Consider the following 13,503-nt stretch of genomic DNA (forward strand, 5'->3'; position numbering starts at 1 on the left):
TCTGGGAGAAAAAGTGGATGCGAAGGTAACAGAGAAAGGTTCTCTAAGCCCGTCTAGGAGAAAAAGTGGATGCGAAGGTAACAGATGGCGGCATTAATGCTCTTTAAAACTAATTGAAGCAAAGTGCGGTAATTATTATTCACTACTGTGCTCTGTGTTTCCTATATCTTAGGAATAGTCGCTCCACCCCACACGCCCCTAATCAGGCCACCCTCCGCTTTTCGATTAGTCTAGCTCCAGCGCCTATCGTTTAGCAAACTTCCAGGTGCCTTCCCTACGATAAGTCAACATCAGCTCACTAACGTTCCCTGTGTTTCCTATATCTCAGTCAGACACCTTCCAGTTTGTACAACGATAACCAGGCGCTTCCGCTTTTCGATTTGTAAAGATATTTTCTTGACATCTTTTTTTCTGGTGTGTAAAATAGTCGATGTAAAGGCTTTTGACTTAACACGGGGGTATTATTCGATGCTTGAGAAAACAACGAGAATGAATTATTTATTTGATTTCTATCAGTCGTTGTTAACGCCGAAGCAACGAAGCTATATGTCTCTTTACTATTTGGATGATTACTCTCTTGGGGAGATTGCTGCTGAGTACAATGTAAGCCGTCAAGCGGTGTATGACAACATTAAACGTACCGAGGCAATGCTAGAAGAATATGAGAATAAGTTATTGTTACTTCAGAAATTTCAGGAACGTCAAGTTCTTTTTGAAAAGATGAAAAAAATGCTAGAACATGATACCTTATCTATATCTGCGTTGCGAGAGGCAGTAGAAGAACTAGAGAAATTAGATTAAGGAGGCTGACGTATGGCATTTGAAGGTTTAGCTGACCGACTGCAGAACACGATGCAAAAAATCCGTGGAAAAGGGAAAGTAAATGAAGCGGATGTGAAAGAGATGATGCGTGAAGTTCGTCTCGCGCTCCTTGAGGCAGACGTTAACTTTAAAGTGGTAAAAGACTTTGTCAAAAAAGTAAGTGAACGTGCAGTAGGACAGGAAGTGCTAAAAAGCTTAACTCCTGGACAACAAGTTATTAAAGTAGTAAAAGAAGAGCTTACAGAACTAATGGGTGGAGAAGAAAGTAAAATTGGTGTGAGTAAACGTCCTCCAACTGTCATTATGATGGTCGGACTTCAAGGGGCAGGTAAAACAACAACCACCGGTAAGCTTGCAAATTTACTGCGAAAAAAACATAATCGTAATCCACTATTAGTAGCTGCGGATATTTATCGTCCTGCTGCGATTAAGCAATTGCAAACATTGGGTAAACAGCTTGATTTTCCTGTGTTTTCACTAGGAGACCAAGTGAGTCCGGTTGAAATTGCAAAGCAAGCGATAGAAAAAGCAAAAGAAGATCATTATGATTATGTTTTAATTGATACAGCAGGTCGTCTTCATGTAGATGAAGCACTTATGGATGAATTAAAGCAAATCAAAGAACTTGCAAACCCAGAAGAAATATTACTAGTTGTCGATGCCATGACAGGGCAAGATGCTGTTAATGTAGCCGGCAGTTTTAACGAGCAGTTAGGATTAACGGGAGTTGTTTTAACAAAGCTTGATGGTGATACACGTGGGGGAGCTGCACTTTCCATTCGTTCTGTTACAAACACGCCAATTAAATTTGTTGGTTTGGGAGAAAAAATGGATGCGCTTGAAACGTTCCATCCAGAAAGAATGGCTTCCAGAATTTTAGGGATGGGCGATGTCCTTAGCCTAATTGAAAAAGCACAAATTAATGTGGATGAAGAAAAGGCAAGAGAGTTAGAAAAGAAAATGAAGTCTGATTCCTTTACCTTTGACGATTTTCTTGATTCTTTAAGCCAGGTAAGAAGCATGGGACCACTTGACGAATTAATTAAAATGATGCCAGGTGCGAACAAAATCAAAGGCTTAAACAATATGAAAGTGGATGAAAAGCAAATTGCACACGTAGAGGCAATTATTAAGTCCATGACCAAGCAAGAAAAAGAACATCCAGAGATCATCAACGCTGGCAGAAGAAAGCGTATTGCAAAAGGAAGCGGAAGAACCGTACCAGAAGTAAATCGCCTTTTAAAGCAGTTTGATGATATGAGAAAAATGATGAAGCAAATGACCAATATGGGTCAAAAAGGCAAGAAAAAAGGTAAATTCAAATTACCATTTAATCCTTTTTAACGACGATTTTTATATAAAATTGGCTTCGTTTGTCTATTGAAAATGGGCAAAAACAGTCCGTTAGAAGGCGTAAATAAAGATTTTTAACACTGACAAGAAAAAACACTTTACAAAGTGTTGGAGTATCTGATAATATACTATCTTGTGTGAAACTATTCGGAGGTGCAATATTAAATGGCAGTAAAAATTCGTTTAAAAAGAATGGGAGCAAAAAAATCTCCTTTTTATCGTATCGTAGTAGCAGATTCTCGTTCACCACGTGATGGACGTTTCATTGAAACAGTAGGAACTTACAATCCAGTAGCAAACCCTGCTATCGTGGAAATCAACGAAGATAAAGCTCTACAATGGTTACAAAATGGTGCAAAACCATCTGATACAGTACGTAACCTATTCTCTAACCAAGGTATTATGGAGAAATTCCACAATATCAAAAACGCTAAGTAATTTTTGATGCAATGAAAGAGCTTATAGAAACGATTGTTAAGCCCCTTGTTGATTTTCCAGAGGAAGTTGCTGTAACTGTAACAGAAGAGGATAATCGTATCACTTACTTGCTTTCTGTCAACGAGAATGACATCGGAAAGGTAATAGGGAAGCAAGGGCGAGTTGCGAAAGCGATTCGAACGATTGTTTATGCAGCAGGATCATTACAACAAAAGAAAATTATTGTTGATATTAGAGATTAAATGAAAAGGAAGGAGGGGGAACCCTCCTTCCTTTGTTTTTTTTAGGGGAAATATTCGTTTGGCTGATATCGATGGAGATTTGGCTGATAAATGATTATTTTGGCTGATAAACATGGTGCATTGGCTGATATCATCAAGTTTTTGGCTGATATGTTGAACAAAGTGCTAGCATTTTGAGAAGTAGCTGTAGCGATGGTAAAATGATTGATATTTTCCTTCCTTTTAGACGAAAAAAGCAATATATGTTACCTTGTTAGTAGTATGTACAAAAGAATAGCATCTGTTAGGAGGAAGTTTATGAAGATTCTTCAGTCTGTAACAGTAAAACAAGTGTTAACCGAGGCTACAAGGAAGTCTATTTCAGATCGTTACATGCAAGAAATCCAGCAATTAGAAAAAGAAGTGCAGCAGCTTCATTTTGAAGAAAGAAAAAAATTGAAAAATCATCCTTCTGGTTCGGAAATAACTAGTTTTTTTCGTAAGGAAGTTACCAATAAATTAGAGAAACAAAAAACGATAGAGTTTCAATTAAATCAATTACATATACTACCATTAGGGACAGAAATTAAAGAGCAGGAAGTAATGGCTGTTGTCGATGTTCAGGTGGGACAAGCTTGGGAAAGTACAAACAAAACGATTATTATGAAAGATGGAATAGTGGTTGATATTCGATAGAGGTGAAAGCAATGGAGAAATGGTTTAATGTTGGGAAAGTTGTGAATACACATGGGATAAGAGGGGAAATCCGCGTTATTTCTCGGACAGATTTTCCTGAGGAACGATACATGGTTGGGAATGCGATTTATTTTTTTCAAACAGATAAAGCGAACCCGCTTGAATTGAAAATTAAAAGCCATCGAGAGCATAAGAACTTCAATCTGCTTACATTTGAAGGCTATGACAATGTGAATGATGTGGAATTTATGAAGGGCGGTCTTTTGAAGGTTCCAGAAAGCTTTCTTGGTGAACTGGCTGAAAATGAATACTATTTTCATGAAATTATCGGCTGTAAAGTGGTAACAGTAGAAGGAGAAGAGCTTGGGGAAATCATTGAAATCTTAACACCAGGTGCAAATGATGTTTGGGTTGTTAGAGGAAAAGATAGAAATGAAATCATGATTCCTTATATTGAAGAAGTAGTAATGAAAGTAGATGTCGAAGAAAAGTTAGTTGTAATAGAGCCGATGGAAGGGCTGTTGTCTTAATGAAAATTGATGTACTTACATTGTTTCCAGAGATGTTTGAAGGGGTTCTTCATAGTTCTATTTTAAAAAAAGCACAGGAAGCGGAAAAAGTGGCTTATCATATTGTAAATTTCCGTGATTACTCAGATAACAAGCATCAAACAGTGGATGATTACCCATACGGAGGCGGTGCTGGGATGGTGTTAAAGCCGCAGCCGATATTTGATGCTGTAGATGCTTTAAAAGCCAAAGAAGGCCAAGCTAAGCCTCGAGTCGTTCTGATGTGTCCTCAAGGTGAGAGATACACGCAAACGAAAGCAGAAGAATTAGCACAGGAGGAGCATTTAATCTTCATTTGTGGACATTATGAAGGCTATGATGAAAGAATTAGGGAGCACTTGGTAACCGATGAAATCTCGATTGGTGACTATGTCCTAACAGGTGGCGAATTAGGCGCTATGGTCGTCATTGATAGCGTCGTACGGTTATTGCCAGGTGTGCTTGGAAAAGAAGCATCCCATGTAAATGATTCCTTTAGCACTGGTCTATTAGAGCATCCTCATTACACTCGCCCAGCTGATTTTCGTGGAATGAAGGTGCCGGACACGTTGCTATCTGGAAATCACGCTCATATTGATGAGTGGAGAGAAAGAGAATCTTTCCGCAGAACGATTCAAAGGCGACCGGATTTACTAGAAAATTATCCGCTCACGGAAAAGCAAAAAAAACTCGTAAGTGAACTGAAAAAGCAGCATCATCCAAGTTAACATAATCCTATTATGTTGACAATTAACGTAACGAACTATAAGCAATAGCAAAGTTCTATTATTTTTAGAAAAAATATTGCTGTTAGTCTAGTTTTATGTTAAGATAACACTTGTGACTTAAGCAGATTAATTTCTGTGAAGGGTCTTATAACGATGTTCCGCTGCAAGAGGTCTCCATTATGAGTGCAAGAGCGTCTGTTGGAAGGAGTTGAAAACGATGCAAAAATTAATAGAAGAAATTACAAAAGAACAACTTCGTTCTGATCTTCCTGCGTTCCGTCCTGGTGACACTGTACGTGTACACGTGAAAGTTGTTGAGGGTACTCGTGAGCGTATTCAGTTATTTGAAGGTGTTGTAATTAAGCGTCGTGGTGGTGGAATCAGCGAAACTTTTACAGTTCGTAAAGTTTCTTACGGAGTTGGCGTTGAACGTACATTCCCTGTTCACACACCTAAAATTGCGAAGCTAGAAGTTATCCGTCGCGGTAAAGTACGCCGTGCGAAACTTTACTACCTACGTAACCTACGTGGTAAAAAAGCTCGTATTAAAGAAATTCGATAATTGTTACCAAAAAAGAGCCTGTTCTTGTAACAAGCTCTTTTTTATATCTTGCTTTTCAAATGTTTTTTCTTTTTTATGGCTAATAAAGTTATCGCTCCCTGAGTTGATTAGGAAATAAACGGGCTTACATTGTGAGTGAATCTGTATACCCAACAAAACAACTGAAAACTTTCCAATTTTACTTCATCCAGAAATTCCGCTAAAATATATCATGATAGAAAAGCGTTCAATCATACATAAAAAACTACCTATATTGTTCAGTTAAGGATTGGTGAAAGGTATGGCAACTGAAAAGAAGAAGAAAAATGAAGTTTGGGAATGGAGTAAAGCATTAATTATTGCTGTCTTACTCGCTTTTGTCATTCGATATTTTTTATTTGCTCCTATTGTAGTCGATGGCGAATCCATGCAGTCTACATTGCTTGATCAAGATCGAATGATCGTGAATAAAATAAATTATAAAGTAAGTGAACCAAAGCGTTTTGATATCATTGTATTTCATGCACCAGAAGGCAAAGATTATATAAAAAGAGTAATTGGCTTGCCAGGCGATACGATTGAGTATCGAAATGATGTATTATATGTAAATGGACAAGCTTATGAAGAGCCCTACTTGGAGCATAATAAACAAGATATAAATGGTCCCCTCACGGAAGATTTCACTGCAACCGTTCCAGACGGAGAATTATTTGTGATGGGGGATAACCGTAGAAATAGCAAAGACAGTCGTCATATTGGCACGATTGGCTTTGATAAAATTATTGGCAGTACAAGTGTAGTGTATTGGCCGGTATCTGATTTAAAAATAGTAGAATAATGTTAGTGGAAGAAATAGAGGTGCACGCATGACTATACAATGGTTTCCGGGGCATATGGCGAAAGCCAGAAGGCAAGTAACGGAAAAATTAAAGCTGGTTGATATTATTTTTGAATTAGTGGACGCGAGAATTCCCCAATCTTCTCGCAACCCAATGATCGATGAAATAATCCAGCATAAGCCAAGAATTGTTTTATTGAATAAGGCAGATATGGCAGATAAAGAACGTACAAAGGAATGGATAAACTATTTCAAAAAACAAGGCATACAAGCACTTGCGATTAATTCACATGCAGGAGTTGGAATGAAGGAAATTACGGCCTTAGCGAAAGTAGTTTTAGCGGAGAAATTTGATCGCATGAAAGCAAAGGGAATTAGACCACGAGCAATTCGAGCAATGATAGTCGGAATTCCGAATGCAGGTAAATCTACTTTAATTAATAGATTAGCGAAAAAAAATATTGCTAAAACAGGAAATACACCTGGTGTTACAAAAGCACAGCAATGGATTAAAGTTGGGAAAGAATTGGAGCTATTAGATACACCAGGAATATTATGGCCGAAATTCGAAGACCAAGAAGTTGGCTTAAAGCTTGCTTTAACTGGTGCAATAAAGGATACGATTTTAAATTTACAGGATATTGCTATCTTTGGACTACGCTTTTTAGAAAGAGAATATCCAGAACGATTAAAAGAAAGATATCAATTAGAAACGATTCCAGAAGATACAGTTGAGCTGTTTGATCGTATTGGAACATTTAGAGGAGCTTTATCAGGCGGCGGCATGATAGACTATGATAAAGTGACAGAACTAATAATCCGAGACATCAGAAGCGAAAAATTTGGACCTTTAACATTTGAAAAAACAGAAGATATGTAAACAAGCTCCAAAGAGAAGTGGCTAAACACAGACACTTCTCTTTTTTATGAAAAGGTTGTAAAAAGCAACAGTCTTTGAAAAATCTCCTAACTAAGCATAAAAAATAAAAAATCAAATCAATAAACCGATATAAATATCGAGGTGTAATCAATGATAGTAGCAACGATGAAAGAAATAAAAGAGAAGCTAGAAGCTATAAAGGAAGCAAATGACCCATTTATCCTTGAACTAAGAAAAGACGAAAGAAAAGGGGCTCAGAAGCTGTTAGAGGCATGGGGAAAGCGGATAGAAAAGGAACAAAAGCTTCATGACCATTTTGTAAGCATGAATCGCTATGAAAAAGAAATAAGAAAAAAAGGGTATACATATATTGCAGGAATTGATGAAGTGGGCAGAGGCCCGCTTGCAGGACCGGTTGTCACAGCAGCAGTTATCCTTCCAGAAGATTTTTATTTACCTGGTATCGACGATTCAAAGAAATTGTCAGAGAAAAAAAGAGATTTATTTTATGAGGTTATTAAAAAAGAAGCGATCGCGATTGGTGTAGGGATTATCTCGCCTTCGGAAATTGATCGAATTAATATCTATCAAGCGACGAAAAAAGGAATGCTGGAAGCAATTAACGAGCTTTCCCAAACACCAGACTTTTTACTAATTGATGCGATGAAATTAACAACGCCATACCCAAGCGAGTCCCTTATTAAAGGCGATAGTAAAAGTGTTTCGATTGCAGCAGCAAGCATTATTGCGAAAGTTACAAGAGATCGTATGATGAAAGAGTTACATGAAGAGTATCCTGATTATCATTTCGCAAGCAATATGGGCTATGGTACACAAGAACATTTAGTTGCCCTCAAGGAATGCGGGATTACCATTCACCACCGCAAGAGTTTTTCTCCTATAAAAGAGATGGTGGAGAATAGTTAGGATCCGATTGGCTATTAACGAAAGGAGGAAATAGATGAATATAAACCATATTGTCCAAAATTTATTTCAGGAAAATCTTTTTAGTAACAAAGCACTCGAATTAAGAGATGGACAACTAGTATATGGGAAATTGACTAAATTATTTCCTCAACAAATGGCAGAGGTACAAATAGGCTCACAAAAAATGTTTGCCAACCTAACGATTCCATTAATGGTTGATCAAAGTTATTGGTTTCAAGTTTCCGTGACGGATGATAAACCAGTTTTAAAAGTGCTAACGCAAGTACAGGAGGTTTCAGCAGAAAAAGGAAATATTAAAGGGTTGCTTCAACAATTACAACTTCCAGACGTCAAAGAAAATAGATTGCTAATGAGTTATCTACTATCTAATAATTTACCAATAACAAAAGAATCGATTATGAGCATAATGGAATGGCTACCATCTTCATTAGGGAAACAAGAGCTTTCCATTATTGGTCTTATGCTTGAAAGGGAGCTTCCTTTAACGAAAGAAGTGTTTAATAGTCTGTCATCCTTGCAAACAGGTAAAGGATTCAGCGCCTTAATAGAAGAGCTAAAGCAGCAGCTTTCTGCCCACGAAATAAAGGAACCGAACTTAAATAACCTACTTTCTAGTTTAAGGGAGGGAGGAAACATCGGAGAAGAGAATAACGTTGATATACTCAAAGCTATTTTTCAAAAAATCGGCTATTCATTTGAAGCCGGATTGTTAAAAAGAGCGCCGATGGGAGAGGAACAAGCCTCTAATCAGGAAATGCTAAAGCCAATCCTACTAGAATTAATGGGAAAAGATGTTCCTGTCGCTGTAAAAGAGACAGCGGGCCAATTAATCGATAAAGTGACAGGCTATCAGCTTATGAGTCAGCAAACAGGTCCAATTATGCAGGTAATTGCAGAAATACCCCTTCGTTTTTTCAACCAGCAAGTAGATGTTACAGTACAGTATAATGGCAGAAAAACCACAGATGGCAAAGTAGATAGTAGTTATTGTCGGATTCTTTTTTATTTGGAGCTTGCCCACTTGAAGGATACTGTTATTGATATAACCATTCAAAATCGAATCATGAACATGAGTATTTTGAATGATCGAGCATCAGAAATAATGCCAATGATAAAACAGGCGGATGAGCCATTAAAAGATAAGCTAAGGGAGCTTGAGTATCAATTGATGTCCGTACATGCGAGACCCCTAACAAAAGAGGATAAGCCTCTATGGAGCTCACAGCAACCAATACAAGTGAAGGCATACAAAGGGGTGGATATTAAAATATGAACAAGCCAAATCCTTTGAAGCGAAAAGAAGCGATTGCGTTAACCTATGAGCAGCATAAACATTCTGCCCCTGCCGTTATTGCGAAAGGGAAAGGTCTAGTGGCAGAGCAAATACTAGAGCGAGCGAAAAAAGAGAATATCCCGATTCAAGAAGATGCTTCTCTTGTGGAACTTTTAAGTAAATTAAATATTAATGAACAAATTCCAGAAGATTTATATATGGCAGTCGCTGAAGTGTTTTCTTTTATTTATTCTTTAGAGAAGGAAATGACAAAAAATGACGGGGAAAAAGAGCGAGAATAAGAAAAAATATTTTTAATTATAAAATATTTAAAGATAAAAGCCTTTTTTATAGACAAAGAAAGGTTTTTTCATTTAAAATGAAAGCGTGACCATATTTTTGTTTTTTCTAAATACATAAACAAATCGTAAATCACTGCAAAAAAGCCTATTAATACAGTGATAACGATTCTTATGTCAAAGGAGAAAACAAAAAAGAATGAAATAAATTTCATTCTTTCGTTATAAGATGTAGTAATGCAGTTGTCTCCAATTTTACACAAAAGGGAAATTAAAGGGGTGTGGAAGCTTGAATATTCATGAATATCAGGGGAAAGAGATTTTAGAATTAAACGGCGTTTCAGTACCAAAAGGAAAAGTAGCTTTTACAGTAGAAGAGGCAGTGCGAGCTGCAGAAACATTAAACAGTGATGTATGGGTAGTGAAAGCGCAAATCCATGCAGGTGGCCGAGGAAAAGCTGGTGGAGTAAAGGTTGCGAAAACGTTGGAAGAAGTACAAACTTACGCATCCGATATTTTGGGCACTACATTAGTCACGCATCAAACAGGTCCAGAAGGAAAAGTAGTAAAACGATTATTAATTGAAGAAGGCTGTCGAATCAAGAAGGAATATTACATAGGATTTGTCGTTGACCGTGCAACATCTCGAATCGTATTAATGGCTTCTGAAGAAGGCGGTACTGAAATTGAGGAAATTGCAGAGAAATATCCAGAGAAAATTGTAAAAGAAGCCATTGACCCAGTAACCGGTTTAACACCGTTTCAAGCGCGTCGAGTTGCATTTGCGATTAATATCCCAAGCAAACAAGTAAATAAAGCAGTTGCGTTTATGACTGGTTTATATAAAGTGTTTGTAGACAAAGACTGCTCGATTGCTGAAATTAATCCACTCGTATTAACAGAGGATGGAAATATTATGGCGCTTGATGCGAAGTTGAATTTTGATTCAAATGCCTTGTATAGACATAAAGATATTGTTGCATATAGAGATTTAGATGAAGAAAATGAAAAAGAATTAGAGGCTTCCAAATATGACCTAAGTTATATCGCCTTAAATGGAAATATTGGCTGTATGGTAAATGGTGCTGGACTTGCTATGGCTACGATGGATATTGTTAAGCACTATGGCGGAGAACCGGCTAACTTCTTGGATGTTGGGGGCGGCGCTACAGCAGAAAAAGTTACAGAAGCATTTAAAATCATTCTTTCTGATTCAAAAGTGAAAGGGATTTTTGTCAATATATTTGGAGGCATCATGAAATGTGATGTTATCGCAACTGGAATTGTGGAAGCTGCAAAACAAGTTAGCCTTCATGTACCTCTTGTAGTTCGCTTAGAAGGGACAAATGTCGATTTAGGCAAAAAGATTCTCCGCGAATCAGGCGTAGATATCGTAGCAGCAGAATCGATGGCTGATGGTGCTGAGAAAATTGTAACCTTAGTAGAACAAGGAGGGAATGAATAATGAGTGTTTTTATTAATAAAGATACAAAAGTCCTTGTCCAAGGAATAACAGGTGCAACAGCGCTTTTCCATACAAAACAAATGATAGAGTATGGTACAAAGATTGTTGGAGGTGTAACTCCAGGAAAAGGCGGTACAACAGTAGAAGGAGTACCAGTATTTAATACAGTGAAAGATGCAGTGGATGTGACAGAAGCGAACGCATCGGTTATTTATGTACCTGCTCCATTCGCAGCAGACGCCATTCTAGAAGCTGTTGATGCGGAACTAGATTTGGTAATCTGTATTACTGAACATATTCCAGTTCTTGATATGGTGAAGGTAAAACGCTATATGGAAGGGAAAAAGACTAGATTAATAGGTCCAAACTGTCCAGGTGTAATAACACCAGAAGAATGTAAGATTGGGATTATGCCAGGATATATTCACAAGAAGGGCCATGTAGGAGTTGTCTCTCGTTCTGGTACCCTGACATATGAGGCTGTTCATCAGCTTTCTCAGGCTGGAATTGGCCAATCAACAGCAGTGGGAATTGGTGGAGATCCAGTTAATGGAACAGACTTTATCGATACATTAAAAGCTTTTAATGAAGATGAAGATACGTATGCAGTAATTATGATTGGAGAAATCGGCGGTACTGCAGAGGAAGAAGCGGCACGATGGGTGAAAGAAAATATGACGAAGCCGGTAGTTGGATTTATCGGTGGGCGCACGGCTCCTCCAGGGAAGCGCATGGGCCATGCGGGGGCAATCATCTCAGGGGGAAAAGGAACAGCAGATGAAAAAATCAGTGTGCTAACAGAATGTGGCATTAAAGTAGCTCCAACTCCATCAGACATGGGGGCTACACTCATTGAAGTATTAAAAGAACAGTCCTTATACGAAAAATGTAAAACACATGAAGTAGTAACAAAATAAATAAACAAATCTAGCCTTATTTTATAAAGTAAGGCTAGGTTTTTTATGATTTTTTATGGAGTACTAAGGGGGATATTTTAATCTGTGGTTTTACAAAAGCTATTAGCGCAAATGAGTACTAGGCATTATCGGAAAAACTATTTATAATGAAGGAGGATAATTCCTTATTTAATGTATGTTTTTCACCTTCCTTTGTATAGTTGCTAATTTCTTTGTGGAAAAGTAGACATATGAAAGGAAGAGAAGATGGAAATTGTAAATAAATCATTAATTAAACTGCATCACTGTCGAGGTATTAGTTGGAAAATGATTGGTAGTCTTTTAAAAGCAGATCCTACTCTTCAGTTGCAAAAAATCCCGCCCTTTTTATCCCCGTTACCTCCAAACGTAGAGAAGGAAATAGTGGAAACCATCCGTTCTGATCAAGTGGAAGAACAATTGAATCAGTATCGATATAATCAGATTCACCCAATTACTATCTTTGATCCATTATATCCCCCATTACTAAAAGAAATCTATCAGCCCCCTTGGGTTCTTTATGCAAAAGGAGATCTTTCCTTGCTTCAATCGAAAAAAAAGCTGGCAATTGTGGGTGCGCGGTTAGCGACTACCTATAGTACGAAAATAATTCAAAAGCTTATAAACGAGTTAGTCGAGGAGAACATCACTATTGTAAGTGGGTTAGCACATGGAGTAGACTCGATAGCACATAGGCATGCTATCGAATATGGCGGCAAAACAATTGGTGTGATTGCAGGAGGTCTTTTTCATATCTATCCAAAAGAAAATCGGGAGCTAGCAGGCGAAATGATGAAGCATCATCTAGTAATATCCGAATATCCCCCATTAACAAAACCTCTTAAATGGCAATTTCCAATGAGAAATCGAATTATTAGTGGGCTAAGTAATGGAACCATAGTCGTAGAGGCGAAGAAGAAAAGCGGCTCCTTAATAACAGCCAATTTTGCCGTAAACGAGGGCAGAGACGTATTCGCCGTGCCAGGTAGTATTTTTAGTCCATACTCAGTCGGTCCTAATGAATTGATTCAACAAGGTGCAAAGCCAGTACTTGAAGCAAAAGATATATTAGAAGAATGGAAGCATTTATCTGAGTAGCATATGAAAAGTTAATTTCTTTATATGGAAATAATTTCACTTCCATAATTATAAAAATAAAACAAATAGTCAAATGAAATTAGTTTTCAATACAAAAGGAAAGTGTTACGCTATAAGCATAAAATTATTTAAGGAATTATCTTTTATCTATATTTTCATTGCTTTTTAAAGATGTTTAGGTAAACTTTCTTACCCTACAAATAATTTAAAACGAAAATAATTTCCTAAGAGAGCTATCTCTATTAGATTAACACATTAAAGGATTTAACAATAATCCTTCCATAAATTTGGAATTATTCATGAAACTTCAAAAAAAGTGTTGCTATTTTTAGAAATTTGTTATACATTTTGCAACGTATAGATATTTAAACGAAATAATTTACATAAATAAAGAGAGTGAAAACGTTTGCTAGTTATCGG

16 protein-coding genes are annotated in these 13,503 nt (G+C 37.3%); all 16 read left to right on the forward strand.

The genetic code is table 11. The annotated features are described in order from the left end of the window. Nucleotides 1-468 precede the first annotated feature (468 nt). The 16 genes from RTL21_RS18020 (at nt 469) to dprA (ending at nt 13,083) form a co-directional block, all read left to right on the forward strand. Entirely contained in the window at nt 469-801 is a 333-nt protein-coding gene (locus tag RTL21_RS18020) for a putative DNA-binding protein (protein ID WP_031534436.1), read from the forward strand. Nucleotides 802-813: 12 nt separating this feature from the next. After that, nucleotides 814-2,166, forward strand: a complete 1,353-nt coding sequence (gene ffh / locus RTL21_RS18025) for a signal recognition particle protein (protein ID WP_312097838.1) — start codon at nt 814-816, stop codon at nt 2,164-2,166. Between the two features lie 174 nt (nt 2,167-2,340). After that, nucleotides 2,341-2,613, forward strand: a complete 273-nt coding sequence (gene rpsP, locus RTL21_RS18030) for a 30S ribosomal protein S16 (RefSeq protein WP_031534440.1) — start codon at nt 2,341-2,343, stop codon at nt 2,611-2,613. An 11-nt stretch (nt 2,614-2,624) separates the two neighbouring features. Then, a complete protein-coding gene (locus RTL21_RS18035; protein ID WP_312097841.1) occupies nt 2,625-2,855 on the forward strand; it encodes a KH domain-containing protein in 231 nt (76 codons plus the stop codon). Nucleotides 2,856-3,152: 297 nt separating this feature from the next. Next, complete coding sequence (locus RTL21_RS18040) at nt 3,153-3,530, forward strand: YlqD family protein (protein ID WP_312097843.1); 378 nt, start codon at nt 3,153-3,155, stop codon at nt 3,528-3,530. An 11-nt stretch (nt 3,531-3,541) separates the two neighbouring features. Then, the gene (gene rimM / locus RTL21_RS18045) at nt 3,542-4,060 is read left to right on the forward strand and encodes a ribosome maturation factor RimM (RefSeq protein WP_312097845.1); all 519 of its coding nucleotides are present in this window, start codon (nt 3,542-3,544) and stop codon (nt 4,058-4,060) included. Then, nucleotides 4,060-4,806, forward strand: coding sequence for a tRNA (guanosine(37)-N1)-methyltransferase TrmD (gene trmD, locus RTL21_RS18050; RefSeq protein ID WP_312097847.1), 747 nt, complete (start codon nt 4,060-4,062; stop codon nt 4,804-4,806). The genes rimM and trmD overlap by 1 nt, the downstream gene beginning before the upstream one ends. A 217-nt stretch (nt 4,807-5,023) precedes the next feature. Continuing rightward, on the forward strand, nt 5,024-5,368 hold the full coding sequence (rplS, locus tag RTL21_RS18055) for a 50S ribosomal protein L19 (protein WP_047939984.1): 345 nt from the start codon (nt 5,024-5,026) through the stop codon (nt 5,366-5,368). Nucleotides 5,369-5,648: 280 nt separating this feature from the next. Beyond that, complete coding sequence (gene lepB / locus RTL21_RS18060; RefSeq protein WP_312097850.1) at nt 5,649-6,185, forward strand: signal peptidase I; 537 nt, start codon at nt 5,649-5,651, stop codon at nt 6,183-6,185. 28 nt (nt 6,186-6,213) lie between these two features. Then, on the forward strand, nt 6,214-7,065 hold the full coding sequence (gene ylqF / locus RTL21_RS18065) for a ribosome biogenesis GTPase YlqF (RefSeq protein ID WP_312097852.1): 852 nt from the start codon (nt 6,214-6,216) through the stop codon (nt 7,063-7,065). 150 nt (nt 7,066-7,215) lie between these two features. Next, nucleotides 7,216-7,992 carry a ribonuclease HII gene (locus RTL21_RS18070; protein WP_312097854.1) on the forward strand — a complete coding sequence of 259 codons (777 nt, stop codon included), beginning with the start codon at nt 7,216-7,218 and terminating at the stop codon, nt 7,990-7,992. A 34-nt stretch (nt 7,993-8,026) separates the two neighbouring features. Then, nucleotides 8,027-9,286, forward strand: a complete 1,260-nt coding sequence (locus tag RTL21_RS18075) for a hypothetical protein (protein ID WP_312097856.1) — start codon at nt 8,027-8,029, stop codon at nt 9,284-9,286. Next, on the forward strand, nt 9,283-9,588 hold the full coding sequence (locus tag RTL21_RS18080) for an EscU/YscU/HrcU family type III secretion system export apparatus switch protein (RefSeq protein ID WP_312097858.1): 306 nt from the start codon (nt 9,283-9,285) through the stop codon (nt 9,586-9,588). Before RTL21_RS18075 ends, RTL21_RS18080 begins: the two co-directional genes overlap by 4 nt. A 286-nt stretch (nt 9,589-9,874) precedes the next feature. Further along, nucleotides 9,875-11,050 (forward strand): ADP-forming succinate--CoA ligase subunit beta, encoded by a 1,176-nt coding sequence (gene sucC, locus RTL21_RS18085; protein WP_312097859.1) that lies wholly within the window; start codon nt 9,875-9,877, stop codon nt 11,048-11,050. Beyond that, nucleotides 11,050-11,967 (forward strand): succinate--CoA ligase subunit alpha, encoded by a 918-nt coding sequence (gene sucD, locus RTL21_RS18090; RefSeq protein WP_312097860.1) that lies wholly within the window; start codon nt 11,050-11,052, stop codon nt 11,965-11,967. The genes sucC and sucD overlap by 1 nt, the downstream gene beginning before the upstream one ends. Before the next feature lie 246 nt (nt 11,968-12,213). Continuing rightward, a complete protein-coding gene (gene dprA / locus RTL21_RS18095; protein WP_312097861.1) occupies nt 12,214-13,083 on the forward strand; it encodes a DNA-processing protein DprA in 870 nt (289 codons plus the stop codon). Nucleotides 13,084-13,503: the final 420 nt, after the last annotated feature.

The organism is Niallia sp. (assembly GCF_031978665.1).
Classification (GTDB): Bacteria; Bacillota; Bacilli; order Bacillales; family Cytobacillaceae; genus Niallia.

Bases quoted from the DNA above. Each gene is read 5' to 3' on its own strand.
- RTL21_RS18020 (WP_031534436.1), top strand. From the start codon at position 469: ATGCTTGAGAAAACAACGAGAATGAATTATTTATTTGATTTCTATCAG.
- ffh (WP_312097838.1), top strand. From the start codon at position 814: ATGGCATTTGAAGGTTTAGCTGACCGACTGCAGAACACGATGCAAAAA.
- rpsP (WP_031534440.1), top strand. From the start codon at position 2,341: ATGGCAGTAAAAATTCGTTTAAAAAGAATGGGAGCAAAAAAATCTCCT.
- RTL21_RS18035 (WP_312097841.1), top strand. From the start codon at position 2,625: ATGAAAGAGCTTATAGAAACGATTGTTAAGCCCCTTGTTGATTTTCCA.
- RTL21_RS18040 (WP_312097843.1), top strand. From the start codon at position 3,153: ATGAAGATTCTTCAGTCTGTAACAGTAAAACAAGTGTTAACCGAGGCT.
- rimM (WP_312097845.1), top strand. From the start codon at position 3,542: ATGGAGAAATGGTTTAATGTTGGGAAAGTTGTGAATACACATGGGATA.
- trmD (WP_312097847.1), top strand. From the start codon at position 4,060: ATGAAAATTGATGTACTTACATTGTTTCCAGAGATGTTTGAAGGGGTT.
- rplS (WP_047939984.1), top strand. From the start codon at position 5,024: ATGCAAAAATTAATAGAAGAAATTACAAAAGAACAACTTCGTTCTGAT.
- lepB (WP_312097850.1), top strand. From the start codon at position 5,649: ATGGCAACTGAAAAGAAGAAGAAAAATGAAGTTTGGGAATGGAGTAAA.
- ylqF (WP_312097852.1), top strand. From the start codon at position 6,214: ATGACTATACAATGGTTTCCGGGGCATATGGCGAAAGCCAGAAGGCAA.
- RTL21_RS18070 (WP_312097854.1), top strand. From the start codon at position 7,216: ATGATAGTAGCAACGATGAAAGAAATAAAAGAGAAGCTAGAAGCTATA.
- RTL21_RS18075 (WP_312097856.1), top strand. From the start codon at position 8,027: ATGAATATAAACCATATTGTCCAAAATTTATTTCAGGAAAATCTTTTT.
- RTL21_RS18080 (WP_312097858.1), top strand. From the start codon at position 9,283: ATGAACAAGCCAAATCCTTTGAAGCGAAAAGAAGCGATTGCGTTAACC.
- sucD (WP_312097860.1), top strand. From the start codon at position 11,050: ATGAGTGTTTTTATTAATAAAGATACAAAAGTCCTTGTCCAAGGAATA.
- dprA (WP_312097861.1), top strand. From the start codon at position 12,214: ATGGAAATTGTAAATAAATCATTAATTAAACTGCATCACTGTCGAGGT.